Below are 23,976 nucleotides of genomic sequence, written 5' to 3'. Positions count from 1 at the left end.
ATAAACTTGTCTCATGTGTCGAAGTTAAAAAAACCGCCCTTATGAATTCATAAGGGCGGTTTTTAGTATTAGTGATTAATTCTAACATTGTTTATATTTACATATTAGGATAGTTAGGGCCACCGCCACCTTCTGGCGTTACCCAAGTGATATTCTGTGAAGGATCTTTGATGTCACAAGTTTTACAATGCACACAGTTTTGCGCATTGATCACAAACTTAGCTCCTTCTGCATCTTTCACTATTTCATACACACCAGCTGGGCAATATAAACGAGCAGGCTCAGCATATAGCGGTAAGTTAATTGAAACAGGTACCGTTGGATCAGTCAATTTCAAATGTACCGGCTGGTCTTCTGCATGGTTAGTATTAGAGATAAATACCGATGACAGCTTGTCAAATACCAGTTTGCCATCAGGCTTGAGGTAGGTTGGCTGAAAAGCATGATTGGCACGCTCTAACTGATCATAATCTGGCAGGCTGTCATGTAAGGTAATCGGCATTTTACCTTTTAATAAGTTGTGCTCGATAAAGGTAAAAGCACCGCCCATAAACAGACCCATGCGATGTATTGCAGGCGAGAAGTTGCGTGACTCATAGTTGTCTTGATACAACCATGACTCTTTATACATGGTGGTATAAGCAATCACTTCATCATGCTGACGATCGGCCTGTAGTGCCTCAAAGATGGCTTCGGCGGCTAGCATGCCTGACTTCATCGATGTGTGTGTGCCTTTGATTTTAGCAGGGTTCAAGAATCCAGCATCATCACCGACCAATACACCACCTGGGAAAGTGAATTTCGGTAAAGAGTTTAAGCCACCTTTGGTCAAAGCACGTGCGCCATAAGAGATACGCTTGCCGCCTTCCAATACGTTTTTGATGACGGGATGGGTCTTTAGGCGCTGCATCTCATCGAATGGCGACATATATGGGTTGTGGTAAGACAAGTCAGCGACAAGACCAAAGCTTACTTGGTTGTTTTCATCGAAGTACAACCACCAGCCACCAGTAGAGCCTGTTTCGGTCAAGGGCCAGCCAAGACCGTGCATGACCACGCCTTGCTCGTGTTTCTCAGGGGCTACGTCCCACAGCTCTTTTAGACCGATACCATAATGCTGAGGATCTGAGTCTTTATCAAGATCAAAACGGCTGATTAAGCGTTTGCCTAAATGACCACGGCTGCCTTCGGCAAAAATAGTGTATTTAGCAAGTAACTCATAACCTGGCTCAAAGCTAGGCTTGGCTTCGCCATTGGCAGCCACACCCATATCGCCCGTTAAGACACCACGTACAGAACCGTCGTCGTTATATAAAATATCATCTGCAGGGAAGCCTGGGAACATCATGACTTCAAGCTCTTCAGCTTGTACCGCCAACCAGCGCACCACATTGCCCAATGAAACAATATAGTTGCCATTGTTGTGCATCGGTCCTGGAATCAACGAGTCAGGTACTTTAGTAGAGCGCGTGGCTGAGTTTAGATAATAAAAGCGATCTTCGGTCGCTGGCACATTAAGCGGCGCGCCTTTTTCTTTCCAGTCTGGTATCAGCTCGTTCAAAGCGCGTGGTTCGATGACAGCACCTGATAAGGTATGCGCACCAAACTCAGAACCTTTTTCGACCACACAAACCATAAACTCATCATTACCAGCAGCGATAGCGAGTTGACGCAGGCGGATAGCAGCAGATAGCCCAGCAGGTCCACCACCGACGATGATAACGTCAAATTCCATGGATTCACGTTCAATCTCAGGCTCTGCCGCGACAGCTTCTACTACTGGCTCTGGCGCTTTGTCGATAGCGACTTTTTCAGCTGGCGCTTCTTGGGTCACAACGGCTGACTCTGCTTTATCTAGATTTGCCGTCTCTGTCGCTACTGATGGGTCAGTATTCACAGTGTCACTATCAATGACTGGCTTTTGATTGTCTTGCTCTTGCATACCTACTCCTAAACTTTTAGTGGCTTATCTCAGGGCATCATTAGCTTAACCATTGAATAATAGACTTGCGGCGCTAACATTACTCAGACATATGGCTGCCCGATAAAAACTGTCTTTGCGACATCAATTGACCATGTTACTGTTGAGATCCATGTATATAAGGATATCAACACATCACGTAAAATGTGTCATTAACACAACACCCACTTGACCATTTCAATAAAAAATCGTTACTCATTATAAAAGAAAAGTCCTACAAACACGATACGCATTTATGAGTATCGATGTTAAGGTAAGATTGAACTAATGAGGGTGCTAAGATGATATGTTTTCATCATACCCGAAACTAAAATTTATAGTAATAATAGATTTGCCAAACTTTGAATGCTAAGTAAAGGATTATACGATGAATAACAATAATGAAGACATAATTCAAATTGATGAATCGGCAGCTAAACCGCCAAAAGACGTGCCATCTGAGCTAAGTAATATGGATTCGCTCAGTCAGTATCTAAAGTCTACCGTAGGCAAACGTGAAGGACGTGCCATCCCACCATTGGATAAATGGCACCCAAAAGATGTGGCCGATATGGATCTGGTCATAAAGGCAAATGGCGAGTGGTGGCATGAAGGCGGACAAATGACCAGAGAGTCATTGGTGAGTTTATTTGCGACTATTTTATGGAAAGAAGACAATAATGGCATCATTGAATATTTTTTGAAGACGCCAGTACAGAAAATCCGTATCCAAGTTGAAGATGCCCCTTTGTTAATCAATGACGTCGGTATCGTCAACGAAGGCAATAACCGTTGGCTAGAATTTACCACGACGACTGGCGATGTGGTGCGTTTAGATGATGAGCACACCATCACATTAAAGGCGTATAATCCTACAGACAATGATACGATTGATCAGCAGACAGCAATGGATATGCAGGTACGTCCTTATATGCCCGTTAGAAATGGTTTGGACGCACTTATTGGGCGTAATACTTTTTATCACTTGACCGAAATTGGTGAGTTGACAGAGCAAAATGGTGAGACGATACTGACGTTACAAAGTGGCGGAAAATCCTATGAGCTGTCGATGCCAGCCAGTTAACGCAAGGGCTCAAAGCTATGTATCCGTCAAATGATTTACGGCTTAGATAGCGATAAATTACCAGATAATTACTGTAGTATGCTAAACAGCAAACAGCAAACAGCAAACAGCAAACAGCAAACAGCATAAAGATGACAATATGTATAAAAATGGCAGTAGAGTAGTGATGGATATTGCTGCAAGTGATAGCTTAAATAGGGTGAAAATGCGCTCAGATAGCTTTGATGGTAAACATGTTGAGCATGTTGAAAGTGCAACTAATACTAAAGCTGACATCCATAAAACGAATATTGGCACAGTTATAAATAATAAAAAGCGCAATGCGCCAATCGGATTGTTTGACTCTGGTGTCGGTGGACTGTCAGTTTATCTACATTTGGCACAGCAGTTGCCTGCCGAGCATTATGTCTATTATGCAGACACCTTAAATGTGCCTTATGGTAATCGTGATAGCGCCGATATTGAAGCGTTGACTTTAACAGCCGTTGATTGGTTGTATGAGCAGGGCTGCAAGCTCATTGTTATTGCTTGTAATAGCGCCTCAGCTTATGCTTTGGAAACAGCCAGACGGCGTTATCCGCAGCTGCCTATCGTCGGATTAGTCCCGGCGCTAAAGCCAGCCATATCGGCGAGCAAAACTGGTCGCGTGGTCGTTTTAGCGACTAAGGCTACCTTGAATGGCACATTGCTTAATGAGGTCATCGATCACTTTGCTAAACCCAACAATACGGTAGTGACCAAATATTTTGATCCGCAATTGGTACCTTGGGTCGAGGCGGGAATGCCAGAGCAGGACGATACTGCTTTAAGATTACGCCAGCAGCTCACATTATTTGCTCATGATGGCGTTGATCAATTGGTACTAGGCTGTACGCACTATCCATTTTTCAAAACGTTTTTGTTAGATGAGATTGCTCAGCAGCGATTGGCGATGCAGGTCGTTGATTCTGGACAAGCGATTGCTGAGCGAGTTAAGCAGCTATTGGCTGCAAATCAGCTGTCTGCATTGGTTGACAATACCTCAGATGATCATTGTTTAGAAATAACTGACAAAACAAAAGTTGTCATTCGACCGCCATTGATTTTTTATGCGACTAAGTTTGACGATAAACTGGGTACTTTAATAGCGCGTTTGCTTGGCAAAGATGCCATCTTGCAATACTATTCTGAATAGGCGCAGCTAAAGGTGTTTATATCAAACCCGTAACCATAATGTTGATATAATAAAAATAAATTGAGCTTATTTTTATAAGATTATGCTAGGCTGTGCAAAACAAGATATTTGTGCTCTATTTTATATCATATTATTCTATGTCATGACCTAAGCTTAGAGGTGATTGTGCCAGACCGTCGCTATCATATTCACATCATATGCGCTGACAATGATCAATTGTTGGTCTTGGACAGCTTGGCGATATTTTTTCAGTCGCGGGCTTTCTTGACCTATGATGTGTCGAGCCAATTGCCAAAAGCATCGCTATATGGTCGACAATGTATTGACTCCTGCGATTATGCACTGATGCTCATTGGAGACAGTTACGGCACCGTGCAAAGGAATGGCGTTAGCCAAATGCATTTGAGCTATTTGAATGCCAAAGCCAAACTCAAACCGTTACTCATTTTAGTCAAAAATCATCATCCAGATGCGAGTATCAGTCGTCAACTGCAAGAATTTATTAAGTCGGTAACTCGGCAGGACAATACGATATATTATTATGATACAGAAACGGATATTGAGCCATTACTTGTACAAGCTTACTATAACGCAGTGACCAATCATCAGGTCGTTGGTGGATGGCTGAGAGCTAATGAAGAGATGATCAAATTTAGCAAACAAACAGTAGCGGAACGGTTTGCAGATCTATTGTCTACTGACAAAACGCTAAAGGAAAATAGCCCACCTGCTGATGAATTCGTCTCTGATGATGTGAGTAAGCCAATTGTATTGTTAGAAGCTTTTGATATTCAATATAGTGCTCAAGCTTATGCAGGTGGCAACCTGACCGATGTTACCAGACCCATGACCTTAACATGGCAAGAGATATTGATCGCCTTGATGAAAATACCAGCGACCTTTTCGAGCTATGGCTTGCAAAATGCTATGAACCGCTTGATAGCGTCAAAAGCTGAGCAAGACATCAAAAAAGAGATGCCGAATGTCCATGCGGTCTCGCGCTGCCAAATTTCTCAAGATGATTTGAACCAGCTACAACGTCAGCTAGTGGGTGCAAACTGGATACAGCTCACAACCTATGGCACTCGCGTCTCGCAAGAACTTTGGAAGTTGACCTTTCATGCAAAAAATCTCTTGAACGAAGTCCATCATAACTCCCAATGATTCGCACTCTGCACTAATAATATTCCTGCCTTCCTTATTTCAAAATAGTCATAGCCTATCTGCTGTAAAGAGTACACGTGTGGCTGTGACTACGTTTTGTAATACAAAGCATACGCGTCAACGGTTGTGAATCCATTTAAGACTGGTAATATTGAGACTAATCAGAGATTGATAATAAATACATTATTTATATTAAAATTACTGACGTATATATTGTATACATATAAGTCGAATGTATATAAATCGCATAATAATACTGACTAAGGAGAGCAACTGATGAGTAACGCTAAAAACGATGCATTAAAAAAAGAGCTTGATGGCTTAGAAGAATCTATGCATGCTGCCGAGCAGTTTCATACCTTAGACGAGCAAGTAGCGGACATGAAACGTCGCGGTATCGACCCTAGCCAAGCTTACAAAGACTTGGACAGAAAAGAAGAAGATGCTGATTGGGGCGATGCTACTTGGAAAGAAAACGGCAAGTGGGAACCAAAAACGCCTGCGGATCTAGATGAAAAAGCACGTGAGAACTGGGATGGTGACAATGGTAAACCGAACCCACCACCGATCGTTTAAGTTAAAAATTGACTAAAAAGTAAACCCTATGAAAAAAGCCACGTTATTATTAACGTGGCTTTTTTTATGTGCTTAATCTAGGGCGTGCTTAGTCTAGTATGTGCTTAACCTAAGCTACATCCGTGGAATACTAAGAACCTTCGTCAACACGAACGAGCTTCACCACACCGTCGCTACCGATGACACGGCGATAGCGTGTGTTACCAGAGGTCGGTGATTGTGCAGAAGGCTGCGTCGAGTAAGCATTAGGAGTACTCGTTTGCTGCTGAATCAGCTGTCCCATGCGATCAGCAGAGGCAGGGTTTAAAGGCTGGCTATTCGACGGCTGCCCGTATTGATTGCCGTATTGCGTGCTTTTCGGGGCTGTGTTTCCAGCATCTCTAATGATTGCGCGGTAGAATTTCTGTCCTGCGCGTCCATCCGCTGGCAAGATACCACGACTAGATTGGTATTGCTGAATCGCGATACGGGTATTGTCGCCAATAATGCCATCAACACCACCAATATCGTAACCCGCGTTCAATAACGCCTGCTGGATATCTTTAGCTTGCTGGCGACTGATACCAGGGTCATCGGTAGGCCATGCCGTGACAAAGTCAGTTTTGCTGCTGTCCTCTTTGGTGATTAAGTCTGATAAATGGGCGATTGCTAATGCATAATTTTCTGACGCATTATAAGAATAAAACGTATCGAAGTTTTTACCGACCAAGAATGCAGGACCATCTTTGCCAGCGGGTAATAATAACCCGGCGCTACTCAAGTCGTTTGGCAATGGACTGCCATTGGCGAGCGTGATACCTTGATTGCGCCAGTGGCTGATAGACTTCTTGTTTTTACGGTCAGACGCAGCCCAAAATCCACTGGGCAGCTTGACTTCGTAGCCCCAAGGCTCGCCCGTGCGATAGCCACGATTGTCCAAGAAGTTGGCGGTAGAGGCGAGCGCGTCAGGCACACTATTGACCAAATCACGGCGACCATCGCCATCAAAATCGACTGCCAGCTCTAAAAAGGTACTTGGCATAAATTGCGTTTGCCCAAAAGCGCCTGCCCATGAGCCGGTCATATCACTTGGCGCGATATCACCGTTTTGGACGATTTTTAGCGCATTAGCGTATTCACCTTGGAAGTAGCTCTGACGGCGATCAAAACAAGACAGCGTCGCTAAAGACTCAAACAAAGGTTTTTTGCCCAATGTCTGCCCAAAGTTTGACTCAACGCCCCATACACCTAGTACGTGCTCGGCTTTGACGCCATAGCGTGATTCAATTTGACGTAGCGTATCCGCCCATTGACGCTTGGCGCGGATGCCATCTTCTACACGCTCTTTATCGACCAATGAAGATAAATAATCCCAAACGTCTTTTTGAAACTCTGGCTGATAATTCAATGACTGAATCACGCTAGGATCAGGCTGGCTAGGGCGATAGTTATTAAAAGTAGAACTATCGACGCCTCGAAATTTGCTAGAGTTTTTCAAACCGTCTAAGCATTGTTGAAACTCGGCATTAGATAAGTCTGGCGCTGGTGGTTTGGCTGCTTGAGCAGTGCTAGCAAAACTCAGCCCAACAGCAAGGCTAAGTAACGTTAAAGTAGAAACTGGAGTCAAACGCATGAAAATATCCTATAAACGTTGAAATAGTTATTAAAAGAGAAAGCAAAGCGGATTGGTGCAGTATGGACTTAGAGTAACCAATCTCATTGGTAAAGAAAAGGTAGAAGTAAGCTGTTACTATAAATTGACGGTGGCGTGAGGTTAGGAGAGGGTTTAAGGTAGATAGGCTAAAATGGATAAAGTGCTAAAAAAATTCAATTAATCATTTCTACTTCATTCAAAACCCAACTACTCCCCCAAAACCCCATCCAACTCTTCAATCAACTTATGAATACGCACCGCATTTTTGCCCAAATCGCTCCCACCAACCCGTGACTTGCTACGAATATCTACTAGACGTTCACTACTGTTATCCGTGATACGCACGACAACATCATCTTTAAAACCGAACCAAGCAGTCGTATCTGTCGCTTCAATGACGCCTTTGTCAGCATCGATATTGACAAGCTCCCAACCTAAATTATCGATGGCTTGTTTGGTTGCCTCAATCAACTGAGATTTTGACTGGCTATAGCGTAATGTTTGTAATTCAGGGTAGGCGGCGCGCTGCTGCGTTGCAGTCTCTACACCTGCATACTCAACTGGGTTTGGTGCATCAGCGCGCAGTGGGGCAATGGCCACAAATTCAGGTGGATTCACTAGGTCAGTTGAAATATCGTGAATGGGCGGTACGTTTTTGGCGCTATTCATCATGCTTAGTGGAATAGCAATGGCAGTGATAGCAAGCATTGCCGATGTTAATGCGCTACCAATGCTAGCCGTGTCTCGTTTAAATAAAAGCTGTATGCCTAATAGTACCAATGCTGCGATACCAGCAAATACACCAAACTTAAACCCTGCAAACGCAGTCGCTAAATCGACTAAGCCAAATTTGTAAAGCGGACCTGCGAGTGTGACTAGCAAAATAGAGATTAAACTTATCAGCCCAACTAATATTTTCATTCAATTTCTCCATCATAATTTAGTACTGATTAATCGCTACGCAAACGGCTTTATTAACCACTCATTTCAACAACCAAACATGCTCCGAGGCTGTTAGCTCAGGTACCGATCCTATAGAAGTAGGTTCACTCGTCAGTTCGTTGATATGATAGTTATCGCCATAATATTGCTGTATTTGCTCGCTACTGATAGAGAACGGCGGTCCCGCTTTTTTGCTTTGGTCATAAGCGAGAGTGATGATAAATTGTGGTGCATTAGCACTGAGCTGGTACATTTGCGCACTATATTGCACACGCATATCAGCCGGTAGCGCAATCAATGCGGCTTTGTCATATCCGGCATTTACAGATCCGATATCCTCAGTCGTTAGTGCAAAAATATCAGCAACCCATAGGGTAATGGTTTGTCCTGACAACTGACCTTGATAGTATTTAATGGCTGGATTGTCTGCATGCTGGTGCACAGTAGGGGAGATATTCTGCTCAGTAAAGAATTCTTGTACAGCTATTTCCACCAATTCAACGCCTACGACGTCGTAGCCTTGCGCTGCCAGCCAAGCCATATCAATCGATTTACCGCAAAGAGGGACAAAGACACGGCTACCAGCTGGCAAGTTTAACTGCTTAAAGTAATTTATTAATAATGGGTTCACTGCAGACTGATTAAAGCCAATACGTTTCTTTGCCAGCGGCTGTGCCAAAATTCAGCGTTCATACCTTCGCCTTTATTCGTTGAGGGTTATATTTAAGTTGTTTCTATCATAACGGTTTGAGTGAGAATGCTAAAGATGTTAAAAAGCCAAACGCTCATACAATAAGCGTTTGGCTATAATGAAATGCTAAGATATTTTTTATTCTAAATAAAAAATATCTTTATTTTGTGGTTTAGCTCACCATATATTGACTAAACTCTTTACGCAATTTGGCAAGCTTCGGCGGTATGGCAAAGTTGCAATACCCTTGTCCTGGATTCTTATTAAAGAAATCCTGATGAGTCTCTTCTGCTTGATAAAACTCAACAGCTGGATGTACTTCGGTGACCACATTGACGCCCATATCGCGCAGTTTGTTGATAGTGCGGTCAATCGTTGGTTTCTGATTTTCTTCGGTATAAAAAACCACGCTGCGGTACTGGCTGCCGACGTCATTGCCTTGACGATCCATTGTGGTGGGATCATGGGTGGCAAAGAAAACATCAAGTATCACTTCTAACGGGACGATAGAGTCATCGAACTCGACTTTAATGACTTCAACGTGCCCTGTATTGCCACCACAAACCGCTTCGTAGTTGGCAGAAACAGCGTCACCGCCCATGTAGCCTGAAACGACAGATTGCACACCTTTTACGGATAAAAATACCGATTCGGTGCACCAAAAACAGCCGCCACCCAAAATAATGGTTTGCATAATTTTTCCTGTTTTTATAAATATAAAATATGAGCCAAGTGTTACTTACTTAGCAATACGTATTTAGCTTAGCAGGGCATCTGACCGCGATAAGTAACAAACAGTAATGTTATAATGGGCTTTTGCTACGTCGTGCCGCTTTCAGCTAGTAATGACAAGCAAGACCATTAATTATTTCCTAATTTAAGTTCTATTATCACAAAATGAGTCACACCATGAGTCAATCTAAGCCTGCTATTGTTAAACACGACACCCTATTTGACAAACCGTTTACTACACCACTCGATAAAGCGGCGCGCTTTTCATTTGATGAGCAAGTGGTGGCTTGTTTCCCTGATATGATTCGTCGCAGTGTGCCCGGTTATGGTCAGGTGCTGGCGATGCTGCCCATATTTGCCCGACGTCATTGTAAGTATCGTCAACAGAGCGATAGTGGTCAGCGCGTCAGTCGCATTTATGATTTGGGCTGTTCACTGGTGCAGCAAGCATGACGTTGGCAGGCGAGTTTGAGCCGCAAGATTTGCAGATTAAGGCGATTGATATCTCACCAGCGATGACGACCGAAGCGACCACGCTACTGAGTGAAAATTATCCTGAGCATGACATCGAAGTGATTACCGCTGATATTCGCGATGTGGAACTTGAACCCTGCGATATGGTGATTTTAAATTTAACGCTACAGTTTTTGCCCGCTGCCGATAGATTCGCAGTATTAGAGAAAATTTATGCAGCATTAAGCGAAGGCGGCATATTGGTATTGACTGAAAAAACCCATGCTTTTGATGAGCAATATGATGCGTGGTTGGTTGAGCGTTATTATGATTTTAAACGCGCCAATGGTTATAGCGAGATGGAAATCAGCGGCAAGCGTAATGCGTTAGAAAACGTATTAATTACTGATACGTTAGACGAGCATCATGCGCGCTTGGCACAAGTTGGTTTTCAGCGTCATCTGACGTGGTTTCAGTTTTTAAACTTCGTCTCTATTGTGGCGTTTAAGTAGGGTTGTTTGAATACATAGTGAGAATTGATCCTTCCATCTGCTATTACCTGCGTTTCACACATTAGTTGAAATAGGCATTCATTTTCTCAGTGTGCTAGATGCGCTTTACAGCATCGTATATTTTTTCTGAGCTAGATTGAAATTAAGAAGGAACGATAAAATGGATATGGACATTACGGCAAAAACATTCGATGGACAAGGTGGGCGTGACGAATTTCAACGTAAAAGTATCGCTGAAAAAGCTATTAAGCTCCTAAAATCTAATATAGATATTTCGCCAATGGTCATCGACGGCAGTTGGGGTACAGGTAAAACTGAGTTTTGTCATAAACTTATCAATCTGATGAAGGAAGATGATACACACAATATAATTTATATTGACGCTTTCAAAGCTGATCATGTTGATGAGCCTTTGATGACTGTATTAGCAGAAATTATTAAAATCTTACCTGAAGGGCCACGTAGAAAAGCTTTTATAAACAGAGTATTGCCAGCTGTACGGTACACCCTAAAAAACAGTTGCTAAAGCTGGTGTTTCTCATCTTCTGAGACAAGATTTTGCTGACGTTGCAAATGATTTTAATGAAGTAATTCAAAAAGCAGCTGATGATTCAATAGATAAAACAGCAGAGTTGATACTCAAAGATCATGTGGAGGCAGAAAAGAGTTTAAAAACATTACAAACCGCTCTTACTGCCATTGCATCTCAAGACCCTATTATTATATTTATAGATGAACTTGATCGCTGTAGACCAAACTTCGCAGTCGATATGCTTGAGATAATCAAGCATACTTTTGATGTTGAAGGTGTTAGCTTCGTACTTGTTACTAATACTCAGCAGTTGAGAGCTTCTATAAACCATTGCTATGGTCAGGCAGTTGATGCACAACGCTACTTGGATAAATTTATAAAATTTAGGTTTGAGTTGTCACCGCATTCTCAACGACACATGACAAATCCCGTTTTAGCTGCTAATGCTTACTTTTACCAGCTGATAGGAGAAAAAGGTTTCTTATCTAGTAGCCTGCTATCAAATACCCTTTTGAAAAAATTTATTGCAAAATTCATTGGTCATCAAGGTCTTTCTCTCAGAGAGATAGAGACATTAGTTCTACATATAGAAGTTGTACAAGTACTATCCAATTCGAATCGTTTTATTCCTGACGAATATATTGGTTATTCGTTGTTGAGATTAGTTGGTGTTATGCTAGTTTGCTTTAGACCTGATATTTTAAGAGAGATTAGAAAAGGCGTTGTTGATGCTGATTTGCTCGGTGATTTCTTGGGTGTAAAAAAATTACCTTACCTTGAAGAGGGCGGTCGTGAAATACCTGAAGTATGCGAATTTATCATGGCTTCTCTGACTACCGACTTCAATGAAAATAAGGTTAACTATGCTATATCAGAAGATCAGCAAAAAAATGGAATTCATACATGAGATATGTCAGCTATATGGAAGAAGTTCCATATAGAGATAGAGCTGTAGCTCAAATTTTAGAAACGGCAAATATAATGGCATTTGAATAATATATAAGTTTAAACCTTAAGATTAGGTAACAACAAAACGTAAACTGAGTTATTAAAGATAGATAACCTATGCCACGCATATTTCACCACCTCTGAAGAATTCATATATTGAGGTGCATTTTCTTTTATTTTAACCTTTTCTTAATTTTATTCATTTAAATATAAATCAACTCGAACTGAAATCTTATGCTTAACGACACTATTACTCACGCTGAACGCGAATTATATTTAACTTTGTTGGAGTTAGCACAGCAGCAGCCGAGTGCTTATGAATGGCTTACGCGCTTGCCAACATGGTTAAATGATATCAAAGACAAAGCCAACTACGCGCATGCACCTGCTTATCAAGCATCGGTAGCACGCTTGCCGAATTTGACGGTCAATCATGTCGATCTGAACAGTGATGTCCTGACGATTGAGGCAAATCTTAGTGAGTCTCAGCGCAAACAAACAATGGCATTATTAAAACAGCTGATGCCGTGGCGCAAAGGGCCTTTTCAAATTGGTGGTCAGCTCGAAAATCAAATTGATAGTGGTCAGAATGAAGACCAACAAGCCGCGCCAATATTGATTGATACCGAATGGCACAGTGATTGGAAGTGGCAGCGAGTCGCACCGCATTTGGGTAATTTAAAAGGTCGTCGCGTATTAGATGTGGGCGGTGGCTCTGGCTATCACGGCTGGCGTATGGCTGGCGCTGGCGCGGATACAGTCATTATCATTGATCCGTCTTGCTTATTTTATCATCAGTTTATGGCGATTCGTCATTTTGTCGGGGCTGCTGATAGCTATAAAACGCATTATATCCCCGTACCACTTGAAGCCTTGCCCGAGCACAGTCAGCTGTTTGATACCGTATTTAGCATGGGGGTGCTCTATCATCGCCAATCGCCGTTTGAGCATTTACAACATCTTAAAGGGCAGTTGGTCAAAGGCGGTGAGTTGGTGCTTGAAACCTTGGTTATCGAAGGTGATGCCAATACCGTACTGGTGCCACACGACCGCTATGCCCAGATGAATAACGTGTATTTTTTACCATCAGTCGCGGCATTGACAGGCTGGCTAGAAAAAGCAGGATTCTCAGAGGTACGTTGTGTCGATGTGTGGCAACGACTTCTATCGATGAGCAGCGTAAAACGGAATGGATGACTTATCATTCGCTGGCCGACTTCTTAGATCCTAATGATGCTAGCAAACGCTTGAAGGCTATCCTGCGCCGATGCGTGCGACTTTGATTGCCAAAAAGTAGCGCGTGCGTACTGTATCACTCATAAGGAATATGGACAGTGAAAAAATTAACGATTTTGCTCAGCGCTATGAAGGGCTTGCTGCCATTGACGTCCATATCAGCTCATGCTGCCTATGGTACGCCATTTGAAGGGTGGGGCTTTGTGCAGGACGATTGGCAAGTGGTTTGTGATAATACATTGACTTGTCGCGCAGCAGGTTATGCAGATGAGAGTATGTTCGATACGCCAGCTTCTATTTTATTAACCGTCATACCCAAAAAAGCCTTGCCGATTGCCCAAATCCAGTTTTTATCAGAAACCTCAGACAAAACCTACCATAGTGCTGAACTGTGGTTAAATGGCAAAAACCAAGGCATGCTACAACCAGATGCTGATGGTTCAGCGTACGATTTAACCGCCAAGCAAACGCAACACTTTATTAACCATGCGCGTCAAAATACTAAGATAGTAGATAAAAGCAGGTGGTAAAAATTGGTCTGTTAGTGACAAAGGCATGAGTGCCGTGCTGCTAAAACTTGATGAGGTACAAGGCAGAGTGGGCACGCCAATAGCATTGGTAAGTAAAAATCACGCTAGTAAGCAAATACCCAAATCTGCTAAAGCGAAACCTGTGATTAAAAAAGCATATGCCTATGCTGACAATAAGCAACTGGATTCGTCAAAGTGGGCCTATTTTCAAGCGAATATAAATAAGTGGATCGATATTGATGCCAAGGAGCTTATAGGCTCTGAAGATGATATGGGAGACTGTGAGCTGATTAATCCAAAGACCGACGCGTACCAACGAATGCAAGAGTATGGTTCTGATAGACTGAATTGGACGTTTACACCCGTAGATGCCCTCCATACGCTTGCTAGCCATCTGTGCTGGCAAGGCGCCTATAATGAGAGTTCGGGTTATTGGCTTATTAATCATGACAAACCAAGCAAGCCAAAACTGATCACTACGGCAGGCAATGACTATTCTGATGGCGAGATTTGGGCAACACATAAAGATCGAGGGATTGGTGATTGCTGGAATCATGCGATATGGGTTTGGAATGGTCAAACATTTGCCAAATCAGAAGATTCCAGCTCAGGAATGTGTCGCGGTTTTGCTGGTGGTGCGTGGGATTTACCAACTTACGTGAGTGAAGTCGTAAAAAATGATAGCAAGGCTCAGTGAGTGATATTTTGATAGGAATGATTGACACACTATAAAGTGAAGCCGTTATGAGCCATGCATTTTTTAATTGATCATTTAACTGTCTATTTATCAGTGATAGGTGAGTTATTTATTACCTATCATTGACAGTGAGGACACGGCCCAGTTTATAAAAATTATATCAACCACCTTTTAAAAGCGACTTCCAACAATAGCTTGAGTAAGAATCCCACAAACCCTGCGCCTAGTGCTAAGAAAATCCAAAATGTACCCGCGCGCCCAGCTTGAGATTCTTTAGAGATATCCCACATAATAAAAAATAAGAAGGCGATGAATATGGGTAGTAAAACATACAATCCCCAACTGGTAACCGTACTGGCAGCAATAGCAAACATGGCATAATCCTATAAAGTAGTAACGCCGCCTTTATTTATATTATTTTATGGATCTTTTGATAATAATTGCCTTCAAAATGAAGTATCACCATTCATGATATAAGCAGTAATCCATAAAATAAGTCAGAAAAAAGCAGGCAGCAATACAAACCGTTATTATAACGCGGAAGCGAGCAGGTATAAACTGCTGCTAAGTATGAGACAACAGTAACGCTACAATTTGCAGGGCTGACTGATCGGTAACAGCGCTAAATCCTGATCTATTTAAAGCATTTCAATCTGACTTATCGTGAATGAAAGCACAGACAACGCCTGTTAGGGCGTGTCTCCAATTCAATCGATTATCCTCTAAATGGGATAAAAATGGCTAAAAATGGCTAAATTTTGCCAAACATCGTCAAATAGCTTATCAATATCTCGATATTATTTGCGCTACTTTCCTTATTTAACGGCAATTTATCTCCTTTTTATCACCATTTTTACAATGAGGACACGCCCTAGTCACCTAAATTATCAGTGTTAACTGTCATAACCGTAAGATTTTAGTGCTAATTTTGGTGCACATAGTGCAATGCAGGGCAAAGATTGTTATATTTACAGGTTACTTATCTTTTTTGTATTATTTTATCCCCTGCAATGTCGGTCGCTATTATAATAGGCAGTTATTGGCTGCTCGCATTCGCCACATTTTTATACCGTTTTTGTTGTATTTAACTGAGTTCAAATCCTTATGTCACAAGCCCAAATTGATACACTTGCATCACTATTTAACGATGCGATTCAAACCCTACAAGCAGATGGCACGTTACCAAGCGATTGGCAAAATAATAGCCAAATCACCCGTACTAAAGACTTAAGCCATGGTGATTTCGCCAGTAATATCGCGCTGACAGCGGCCAAAGCTGCCAAGGTCAATCCACGACAGCTTGCCGAAAAAATCGTCAATGCGCTGCCTGAAAACCAAGACATTCGCCAAGTAGAAATTGCAGGTCCAGGCTTTATTAACGTGTTCTTAAATGCGGAAGCCAAATTTGCGGTATTAGATGATATCTTTGCCTTGCAAGATCGCTTTGGTTTAAGCGATCAGTTTGACGGGCAAAAAATTCAGGTTGAGTTTGTCTCTGCCAATCCAACGTCAAGTTTGCACGTTGGGCATGGTCGCGGTGCAGCGTTCGGTATGAGCGTGGCAAACCTGCTTGAAGCGATTGGTTATGACGTCACGCGTGAGTATTATGTCAACGATGCGGGTCGGCAGATGGACATCTTGGCGACCAGTACCTATTTGCGTTATCTGGAAACCAATGGCGAGCAAATAATCTTCCCAGTCAATGGTTATCAAGGTGATTATGTCAGTGACATCGCCCAAACGTTAAAAGCGCAACACGGTGATCATTACGTTCATAGCTTTGCAGCAATCGCTAAAGATGTGCCAGCAGATGCTGAGTTTGAGATCAATGCGGACGGCGAAAAAACACTGCTATCAGGTGACAAAGAAGCGCATATTGATGGCTTGATTGCCAACAGTAAAGCCTTGCTTGGTGAAGGTTATGAGCTGTTTTTAAATGCGGCATTGAGCAGTATTTTAGCCGATATCAAAGATGACTTAAATGACTTTGGTGTGCGCTACGAGTGCTGGTTTAGCGAACGGTCTATTGATAGCGATATTGAGCCAGTCTTGCAAACCTTAGATGAAAAAGGCTATCTATACGAAAAAGACGGTAATATTTGGTTTAAATCAACCGATTTTGGTGATGAAAAAGACCGTGTTGTGCGCCGTGCCAATGGTCAATCTACTTATTTTGCTTCTGATATTGCCTATCACAAAAACAAATTTGATCGCGGTTTTGATAAAGTGGTCAATGTTTGGGGTGCCGATCACCATGGTTATGTGCCACGCGTAAAAGCTGCTTTATTGGCGCTTGGTATTGATGCTGATCGTTTAGATGTGGTGCTTGTGCAATTTGTTGCACTATGGCGTGGTAGTGAAAAAGTGCAAATGTCCTCGCGTTCAGGTCAATTTGTCACCCTGCGTGATTTACGTACCGAAGTTGGTAACGACGCCGCGCGTTTTTATTATGTCGCCCGTAAGCCTGAAGTGCATATTGATTTTGATTTGGAGCTGGCTAAATCACAAAGCAAAGACAATCAAGTGTATTACATTCAATACGCGCATGCTCGTGTTTGCCGAGTATTAGAAAAACTACAAAACAGTGGTCTTGTGGTAGATGATGCGATTGGTTTAGAACACCAAAACTTACTTAGTGCACCAAACGAAGACGAGCTGATTAAATTATTAGCAGGATATCCAGCGACATTATTACGCGCCGCGACGGGTTATGAGCCACATGTCTTGACCAACTATCTTAAAGAGTTGGCAGCGCTATTTCATGGTTGGTATGACAGTAATCGCATTTTGCCAGTGAGTTTGACCTCAGGTGAGACACCAAGCTCGGATGAGATGGAATTGATGCAAGCCCGTTTGCGTTTGTCTAAAGCCGTACGTCAAGTATTGGCCAATGGTCTTAGTTTGTTAGGGTTGTCGGCACCATCTAGCATGTAGTTTTTTTCTAGTATATAGTAACTTTCTAACATGTAGTATGAGTATAGATGACTGCCAGCCATAATTTGATGATAGTTAGATTCAGTAGGGAGAAACAGATCCATGCTAGCCAAAAAACCTAAAGGTGCGACTGAAAAACGCAAAACAAGTAGCGTATCAGGCTTATTGTGGATGTTTGTCGGGGCGGTATTGACCCTTATGATAGGGGTATTTATATACTTGTCACCATTATTTGATTTCAGTCCCGCTGACAGCACCGCTGGTAATGATCCTGATCGTCAGGTGCAGCCACGTGTCGACACTGATACTGATAATGGTGATTATGAGTTCTATGATATTTTGCCCAATCAAGAGATGGCGACTATTCCTGATGAAGATATTGCTGAGACAGGCAATGATCGCATAGGGGATATCAGTGCCTTTGAGCCTGATGTGGTGGTGACTCAACCTGAGGATGGCTCAGCCAGTCGCAATGATGATACTGGTAACTTTGGTATCTCTGAAAACACGGTTATTGCGCCCAGTCGTGGCAATAACGCTGCTACCAGTAATAGCGGCGATGACATTGTGATCGTTGAAGAAGACGCGACCTATGATGGATCGACGCCTGCTAGTAGCAATAATACGTCCACCAATAATGCAGGCGCAGGTACTGCTAGCGTTCAGGCTGCAAAACCTGCGGCAACTTATATTTTGCAGATCAACAGCTTCGGTGATGCGGATGAAGCAGATCGCCGCCGTGCTCAAGTGTTGATGGCAGGTGTAGACGCTCGCGTGGTCAAGAATACGACGGGTAATGGTTTGCCAATCTATCAAGTTATTTCTCGCCCGATGAATAACCGCCAAGCAGTAACCACTGCTCAGCAGCGCCTACAGAATAACGGTATTGATTCCATCATCGTTGAACAGCGTCGTTAAGTTGCGCTGTTTAATAACAGTTATAGTTCTTTATGAATAATAAAAAAAGCGTCGCAATGACGTTTTTTTTATCTCTGATTTTTAGCAAAGTTATTTTTCTGTTGGTTTATTACCTTTCATCAAAAATTTTATAAAGAGCGTGGCTATGACTGTCTCTCATTTAGCAACACCGCCTACCAGCTTCATTAAAGCATTTTTCCAAAAGTATTTTATTGATGCGTTTACTGGCATGGCTTTAGGGCTATTTGTCACGTTGATTGCTGGTCTAATCATCTCGCAAATCGGTGGCTGGTTAGATTTGCCCGCATTGGTTGCGGTGGGCAAGCTTGCCTCAGTACTAATGGGTGCGGGTATCGGAGTAGGTATCGCCTATTACCTTAAAGCACCGACGCTCGTCATGCTCAGCTGCTTGGTGGCGGGTATGCTTGGCGCACACTCTGAAGCATTAATGGCAGGGACGTTATTTACGCCCCAAGTAGGTGGACCTGCGACCTTTGCCGCCTTACCGGGGAATCCGATAGGGGCGTATTTGACCTCGGTATTTGCTTATCGTGCTGGTACTTGGGTCGCTGGCAAAACCAAGCTCGATATTCTATTGGTTCCTTTATTGGTATGCGCGGTAGCATTAGCAGTTTGCGCCCTATTGAATCCACCTATCGTCGCTGCGGTCGCTGCCATTGGTCAAGGTATTCAAGCGGCCACTGAGTTACAGCCTCTGTTAATGGGTATTGTGATTGCAGTGGTAGTGGGTATTTTATTGACATTGCCAACGTCCAGCGCTGCTATTTGTATCGCAATTGGGCTTGGCGGCGTATCAGGCGGGGCAGCAGTAGTAGGCTGTGCGGCACACATGATTGGCTTTGCCGTTGCAAGCTTTAAAGACAACGGCGTCAGTGGCGTAATATCTCAAGGTCTGGGCACCAGTATGCTACAGATTCCTAATGTGTTAAAAAAACCGCTGGGTTGTTGCCTGCTGTGATTGCCAGCGCCATCGTTGGTCCTATTGCGACAGTAGGTTTTGGACTGGCATGTACGGCAACGGGTGCGGGTATGGGTACCGCTGGATTGGTCGGCGTATTTGGAGTGATTGAAGCGTCACAAGACATCATGAGTACGGGTCAATTATGGACAGCGATTATCCTGTTGATGTTTGTATTACCTGCCCTAATTGCAGGGGTGGTCGCTCATGTGATGCGCCGCGTGGGCTGGCTGGTTGATGGTGATATGAAATTGCCTTAAATTAAAGATAAAGGACGCAAATTGTCCTAACTATCAATAGTAAAAAAGCCCAGCTACTTAAATAGCTGGGCTTTTTTACTATATAAATTATGAGCTTGTTTTAATTAGCGGCGTACATCTTTAGGGGCATCACCATTTGGCCAGTCTTTGTCTTTGTTGGCTTTGATAGGTCGCGGCAGATGGGTAAAGTAAGCGGCAATATCGACCGCTTCTTGGTCACTAAGCGAGTTACCTTGACCAAACGGCATTTTGCCCTTGATAAAGGCCGCTGCTGTATAAGTTCGCGCCATACCTGCGCCATCGTTGAAGGACTTGTCTCCAGCTACTGCTGGATAGATATAAGTGCCATCGTCGTTATATTGACCTTCGCCGTTTTCACCATGGCAAACCCTACATTTTTCAGCAAACAGCTTTTTACCATTGTCCGTATTTGGCTCTAAAGTTTTGTCTACCTTAACAAAACCGCGACCTTCAGGCGAGACACCATAAGGCAAACCCTGTGATAGCCAGCTCATATAAGACACCATCGCATTCTTATCATCTGAACCTAGATCAAGTGCTTTGCCATTCATTGAGCGTTCAAAACAGCCATTGATGCGCTCTTGTATTGAATTAACGCGACCAGCACGTGACCGATAAATAGGATAAATGCCCGGCATACCATTCCAAGGCGCCGCGTAAGCCTCTGAGCCGTTACCCAAGTGACAGCTGGTACAATTCAACTGGTTGCCGACATTGTCAGGCATTTCTTTATAAGTATGATTGGCGATTTGTAAGCCGCGACGTACTGCTGCGCCGAACTCATCATCTGGAATAGTGGACTCATCTGGCATGCTAACGGTCAGTTTGGCGCTTGGATTTGCAGCCATCTCGTCTTTAATTTCTGCGGCACGTGCCTCAAGTGACTTAACTCGGGCCAATGCTTCAGCTTCTTCGACACGGTCGACAGCCTTGGTATCTGATTCACTACAGCCTGACAGGCTAACCGCACCAATAGCAAAGATAGCAGCCAGTAAAACGGAGGAAGAGGGTTTGACCCTTAAAAGTATTTTCATTGGAATATCCTTATTATCAAAAATAATATGTAATAATATATTTTTATGATAATTTAGCTGTCAAAATGACAGAAGTAATCTTAATTTTTGTGCAAAAAATCTGAATGAGTCATCAATCTGTAAGTTGCTAGAAACATAATTGTATCAAATATTAAATAATTAAAGTATATAAATAGATAAAGTGTTTTGGCTTTAGAGAGATATGAATTAATTTCATACCGTATGAAGAACGATATTGAAAGACAGTATTGAGATTCTATCGATCAAAAAAGCGCTTAAATATTATCAATATTTAAGCGCTTTTTGTGGGCAAATACTCTTAGAATATATTATTTTGGCGTGCTTGGTTTTTTATGGCGGCGTGGTTTGAGCTTACGAGAGAGCTTATGGACATCGTTCAATATTTGACTGTATGTCGCTGGAAAGACACGCTGTACCGCGTCGATTATTTTGGCATCATTGCCAATAAGACAGCGCGGTTGATTGGTCGCGGCAGCCTGCAAAATAATCCAAGCGGCATTGCTTGCATCAAATTTCAGGAATTTATTAAAGCTCTGAATGGCTTTGGGGCCAGTACGTATGCCAATATCATTGATACTGTCATTACCACGGGCACTATTGGCAATATTGGTTTTAATCCCGCCGGGATGAATGCAGGTCGCTGACACACCGCAGCGCTGAATATCTAGCTCTTGACGTAAGCTTTCAGTAAAGCCGCGTACAGCAAATTTACTGGCGTTATACGCAGATTGTGACGGCTGCGCAGTCAAGCCAAACAGGCTTGAGATATTAATGATGTGACCATGCTCGTTAAATTGGCGCGATCTGTTTTTTTTGCTGCCATTCGTCGATTCGCTTTGTTTGACACTGTTCTTAATCAATGGCAAAAATGCCTTGGTGCCATAGACCACACCCCAAAAATTGATGTCCATCACCCATTCAAGCTCGCTAACTACTGCTACTGCCTTCTACGGTCGAATATAGCGCCACGCCTGCATTATTAAAGATGAAGTTCACTTTGCCATGGTCTGCCATACCGATCTGCCCACGCTTCCACGCTTTATTGTCTGAGACATCAAGTACTGTCATGTCGCTTTGATATCATAACCGACGAGCAATTCTTTGGTCTGTGCCAGTTGCGCCGCGTTGATATCATAGAGCGCCACGTGGCAGCCCATCTTTGCCAAATGAATAGCCAACTCGCGCCCCATACCAGAGCCAGCACCCGTAATAGCCGCGACATGATTACGATAATAAGGGGCAATATCTTGGTCTGTCGTGGTATGAAAAGGCAAGTGTTGGCGTAATGAGGTTGCGATAGAAGTAACATTATTAAGCATGATAAACAGTCCTTTGTTTCATCAGTGATAGGTGTTGGTAGCACATTTACCTTAGCATGCTTTGTGACTTTAGCTATGAACGATTGATAGACGCCGCTGTCACTTTATCCATACATTGGCTGTCATAAAAAAATCATAAGTGAGCAGCCATAAAAAAACGTCTAGCATAAGATATGCTAGACGCCTTTACTTCAATGACAGTTTTAATAAAGCTGATAACAACGGCTAAGCATCTATCGCTATTTGCTCTGAGTCGTCGGTAGAAAAGATTATTTCAGGTGTTTTACCTTCATTAATCACTTGCTCGTCGACGATGACAGTCTTGGCATTCTTCATAGAAGGCAACTCGTACATAGTCTCAAGGAGCGCATTTTCAACGATAGAGCGCAGTCCGCGAGCACCAGTCTTACGCGCCATGGCTTTTTTGGCAATCGCATCGAGCGCTTCTTTGGTAAAGCTAATGTCAGCGCCTTCCATATCGAATAGATACTTATATTGCTTAACCAAGGCATTTTTTGGTTCTGTCAATATCTGAACCAATGCGTCCTCGTCCAGCTCTGTGAGCGCAGCGAGAACAGGAAGACGACCGATGAGCTCAGGAATGAGACCAAATTTGATCAAATCTTCAGGCTCTACTTGTTGCAGTAATTCTGAACTGCGTTTGCTATCATCTTTTGAGCTGACATCCGCATTAAAGCCGATACCGCCTTTTTCTGTACGCTGCTGAATAACCGCATCAAGACCGGCAAACGCCCCGCCGACGATGATTAAGATGTTACTCGTATCAACTTGGATCAGCTCTTGCTGTGGATGTTTGCGCCCACCGTGCGGCGGAATGGCAGCAACCGTACCTTCGATAAGCTTTAGCAACGCTTGCTGTACGCCTTCGCCTGACACATCACGGGTGATAGACGGGTTGTCGCCTTTCTTACTGATTTTATCAATCTCATCGATATAGATGATGCCTTGTTCCGCTTTGCTCACGTCATAATCTGATGCTTGCAAAAGTTTTTGCACGATATTTTCGACATCTTCGCCGACATAACCGGCCTCGGTCAAGGTCGTCGCATCGGCCATCGCAAAAGGCACATCCAGTAAACGCGCCAAGGTTTGCGCCAGTAAGGTCTTACCAGAACCCGTTGGGCCAATCAGCAAAATGTTACTTTTCGCCAATTCAACCATGGCATCGTCAGCGCCAATCTTCGCTTTCTTGCTGTCATTGGCTAAGGTTTGGCTAACTTTTAGGCGCTTATAATGGTTATAGACGGCAACGGCTAGTGCTTTTTTAGCAGCGTCTTGTCCAATGACGTATTCGTCAAGCTTAGCACGCAGCTCTTTTGGCGTTGGTAGCTTTTTATTGACCCAAGACGTATCAATGTCGCTGTCATCATCGCCATCTTCGGCGCTGTCAGCGATTAAATCGGTACATAGCTCAATACATTCATTACAGATATTGGCATCGTCAGCGGCAATCAGCTGCTGTACATCGCTTTTGGCTTTGCCGCAAAACGAGCAATGCGGGGTGTTATCTTCTGCCATAAAAGGCGCTCCTAAAATTTAAAACTTACAAATATTTTGATTTTTACATCAAAGCCAAAACGTATAACGCTCAGGCTTTTGATGCCC

Annotated in this window: 20 protein-coding genes and 3 pseudogenes; 14 read left to right on the top strand and 9 right to left on the bottom strand. The window is 43.1% G+C overall.

Annotated features, from left to right (window positions below; all coding sequences use genetic code 11):
* Nucleotides 1-97: 97 nt before the first annotated feature.
* Nucleotides 98-1,735 carry an electron transfer flavoprotein-ubiquinone oxidoreductase gene (locus tag G7Y90_RS01795; protein WP_060492314.1) on the bottom strand — a complete coding sequence of 546 codons (1,638 nt, stop codon included), beginning with the start codon at nt 1,733-1,735 and terminating at the stop codon, nt 98-100.
* 613 nt (nt 1,736-2,348) lie between these two features.
* On the opposite strand from G7Y90_RS01795, the gene G7Y90_RS01790 reads away from it, so the two are divergent.
* The 4 genes from G7Y90_RS01790 (at nt 2,349) to G7Y90_RS01775 (ending at nt 5,958) form a co-directional block, all read left to right on the top strand.
* Nucleotides 2,349-3,044 carry a DUF1285 domain-containing protein gene (locus G7Y90_RS01790; RefSeq protein WP_201560841.1) on the top strand — a complete coding sequence of 232 codons (696 nt, stop codon included), beginning with the start codon at nt 2,349-2,351 and terminating at the stop codon, nt 3,042-3,044.
* 139 nt (nt 3,045-3,183) lie between these two features.
* The gene (murI, locus tag G7Y90_RS01785) at nt 3,184-4,218 is read left to right on the top strand and encodes a glutamate racemase (RefSeq protein WP_250163229.1); all 1,035 of its coding nucleotides are present in this window, start codon (nt 3,184-3,186) and stop codon (nt 4,216-4,218) included.
* 165 nt (nt 4,219-4,383) lie between these two features.
* Nucleotides 4,384-5,382: a DUF4062 domain-containing protein gene (locus tag G7Y90_RS01780; RefSeq protein ID WP_201560839.1), complete on the top strand. Its 999-nt coding sequence runs from the start codon at nt 4,384-4,386 to the stop codon at nt 5,380-5,382.
* Nucleotides 5,383-5,658: 276 nt separating this feature from the next.
* A complete protein-coding gene (locus G7Y90_RS01775) occupies nt 5,659-5,958 on the top strand; it encodes a hypothetical protein (protein WP_201560838.1) in 300 nt (99 codons plus the stop codon).
* Nucleotides 5,959-6,088: 130 nt separating this feature from the next.
* Here the strand turns inward: G7Y90_RS01775 and G7Y90_RS01770 are convergent, their stop codons facing one another.
* The 4 genes from G7Y90_RS01770 to msrA all read right to left on the bottom strand — a co-directional run bounded on the left by G7Y90_RS01770 (nt 6,089) and on the right by msrA (nt 9,918).
* Nucleotides 6,089-7,570 (bottom strand): lytic murein transglycosylase, encoded by a 1,482-nt coding sequence (locus tag G7Y90_RS01770; protein WP_201560837.1) that lies wholly within the window; start codon nt 7,568-7,570, stop codon nt 6,089-6,091.
* A 228-nt stretch (nt 7,571-7,798) separates the two neighbouring features.
* A complete protein-coding gene (locus tag G7Y90_RS01765; RefSeq protein WP_250163228.1) occupies nt 7,799-8,512 on the bottom strand; it encodes a DUF1499 domain-containing protein in 714 nt (237 codons plus the stop codon).
* A 61-nt stretch (nt 8,513-8,573) separates the two neighbouring features.
* Nucleotides 8,574-9,212 carry a thiopurine S-methyltransferase gene (gene tmpT, locus G7Y90_RS01760; protein ID WP_250163227.1) on the bottom strand — a complete coding sequence of 213 codons (639 nt, stop codon included), beginning with the start codon at nt 9,210-9,212 and terminating at the stop codon, nt 8,574-8,576.
* 184 nt (nt 9,213-9,396) lie between these two features.
* On the bottom strand, nt 9,397-9,918 hold the full coding sequence (gene msrA / locus G7Y90_RS01755) for a peptide-methionine (S)-S-oxide reductase MsrA (RefSeq protein ID WP_109592489.1): 522 nt from the start codon (nt 9,916-9,918) through the stop codon (nt 9,397-9,399).
* Nucleotides 9,919-10,121: 203 nt separating this feature from the next.
* Here msrA and cmoA point away from each other — a divergent pair.
* The 6 genes and pseudogenes from cmoA (at nt 10,122) to G7Y90_RS17605 (ending at nt 14,864) form a co-directional block, all read left to right on the top strand.
* A pseudogene (gene cmoA, locus G7Y90_RS01750) lies at nt 10,122-10,921 on the top strand (carboxy-S-adenosyl-L-methionine synthase CmoA).
* A gap of 160 nt (nt 10,922-11,081) precedes the next feature.
* Nucleotides 11,082-11,447 carry a P-loop NTPase fold protein gene (locus tag G7Y90_RS17615; protein ID WP_284143804.1) on the top strand — a complete coding sequence of 122 codons (366 nt, stop codon included), beginning with the start codon at nt 11,082-11,084 and terminating at the stop codon, nt 11,445-11,447.
* 106 nt (nt 11,448-11,553) lie between these two features.
* The gene (locus tag G7Y90_RS01745; protein WP_284143803.1) at nt 11,554-12,360 is read left to right on the top strand and encodes a KAP family P-loop NTPase fold protein; all 807 of its coding nucleotides are present in this window, start codon (nt 11,554-11,556) and stop codon (nt 12,358-12,360) included.
* 275 nt (nt 12,361-12,635) lie between these two features.
* Nucleotides 12,636-13,698: pseudogene (cmoB, locus tag G7Y90_RS01740) on the top strand (tRNA 5-methoxyuridine(34)/uridine 5-oxyacetic acid(34) synthase CmoB).
* Nucleotides 13,699-13,735: 37 nt separating this feature from the next.
* Nucleotides 13,736-14,167 (top strand): DUF1176 domain-containing protein, encoded by a 432-nt coding sequence (locus G7Y90_RS17610; RefSeq protein WP_284143802.1) that lies wholly within the window; start codon nt 13,736-13,738, stop codon nt 14,165-14,167.
* A 25-nt stretch (nt 14,168-14,192) separates the two neighbouring features.
* Nucleotides 14,193-14,864 carry a DUF1176 domain-containing protein gene (locus tag G7Y90_RS17605; RefSeq protein WP_284143801.1) on the top strand — a complete coding sequence of 224 codons (672 nt, stop codon included), beginning with the start codon at nt 14,193-14,195 and terminating at the stop codon, nt 14,862-14,864.
* Between the two features lie 155 nt (nt 14,865-15,019).
* On the opposite strand, the gene G7Y90_RS01730 is transcribed toward G7Y90_RS17605, so the two are convergent.
* Nucleotides 15,020-15,238, bottom strand: coding sequence for a DUF2788 domain-containing protein (locus G7Y90_RS01730; protein ID WP_045448016.1), 219 nt, complete (start codon nt 15,236-15,238; stop codon nt 15,020-15,022).
* A 730-nt stretch (nt 15,239-15,968) separates the two neighbouring features.
* On the opposite strand from G7Y90_RS01730, the gene argS reads away from it, so the two are divergent.
* The 4 genes from argS to G7Y90_RS17600 all read left to right on the top strand — a co-directional run bounded on the left by argS (nt 15,969) and on the right by G7Y90_RS17600 (nt 19,955).
* Nucleotides 15,969-17,798, top strand: a complete 1,830-nt coding sequence (gene argS, locus G7Y90_RS01725; protein ID WP_201560831.1) for an arginine--tRNA ligase — start codon at nt 15,969-15,971, stop codon at nt 17,796-17,798.
* A 102-nt stretch (nt 17,799-17,900) separates the two neighbouring features.
* On the top strand, nt 17,901-18,716 hold the full coding sequence (locus G7Y90_RS01720) for an SPOR domain-containing protein (RefSeq protein WP_109592480.1): 816 nt from the start codon (nt 17,901-17,903) through the stop codon (nt 18,714-18,716).
* Nucleotides 18,717-18,861: 145 nt separating this feature from the next.
* Nucleotides 18,862-19,695: a PTS sugar transporter subunit IIC gene (locus tag G7Y90_RS01715; protein WP_284143800.1), complete on the top strand. Its 834-nt coding sequence runs from the start codon at nt 18,862-18,864 to the stop codon at nt 19,693-19,695.
* Entirely contained in the window at nt 19,692-19,955 is a 264-nt protein-coding gene (locus G7Y90_RS17600; RefSeq protein WP_284143799.1) for a PTS sugar transporter subunit IIC, read from the top strand. Before G7Y90_RS01715 ends, G7Y90_RS17600 begins: the two co-directional genes overlap by 4 nt.
* Before the next feature lie 104 nt (nt 19,956-20,059).
* Here G7Y90_RS17600 and G7Y90_RS01710 read toward each other — a convergent pair whose 3' ends face one another.
* The 3 genes and pseudogenes from G7Y90_RS01710 to clpX all read right to left on the bottom strand — a co-directional run bounded on the left by G7Y90_RS01710 (nt 20,060) and on the right by clpX (nt 23,889).
* Nucleotides 20,060-21,010, bottom strand: a complete 951-nt coding sequence (locus G7Y90_RS01710) for a c-type cytochrome (RefSeq protein ID WP_250163226.1) — start codon at nt 21,008-21,010, stop codon at nt 20,060-20,062.
* A 329-nt stretch (nt 21,011-21,339) separates the two neighbouring features.
* Nucleotides 21,340-22,221 (bottom strand): annotated as a pseudogene (locus G7Y90_RS01705) (SDR family NAD(P)-dependent oxidoreductase).
* A 354-nt stretch (nt 22,222-22,575) separates the two neighbouring features.
* Nucleotides 22,576-23,889, bottom strand: coding sequence for an ATP-dependent protease ATP-binding subunit ClpX (gene clpX, locus G7Y90_RS01700; protein ID WP_087814795.1), 1,314 nt, complete (start codon nt 23,887-23,889; stop codon nt 22,576-22,578).
* Between the last annotated feature and the right edge of the window lie 87 nt (nt 23,890-23,976).

Source organism: Psychrobacter sp. WY6 (assembly GCF_018448495.1).
Lineage (GTDB): Bacteria > Pseudomonadota > Gammaproteobacteria > Pseudomonadales > Moraxellaceae > Psychrobacter.
Note: the sequence above shows the minus strand (reverse complement) of the source record. Positions and strands in the feature narration are given on the sequence as shown.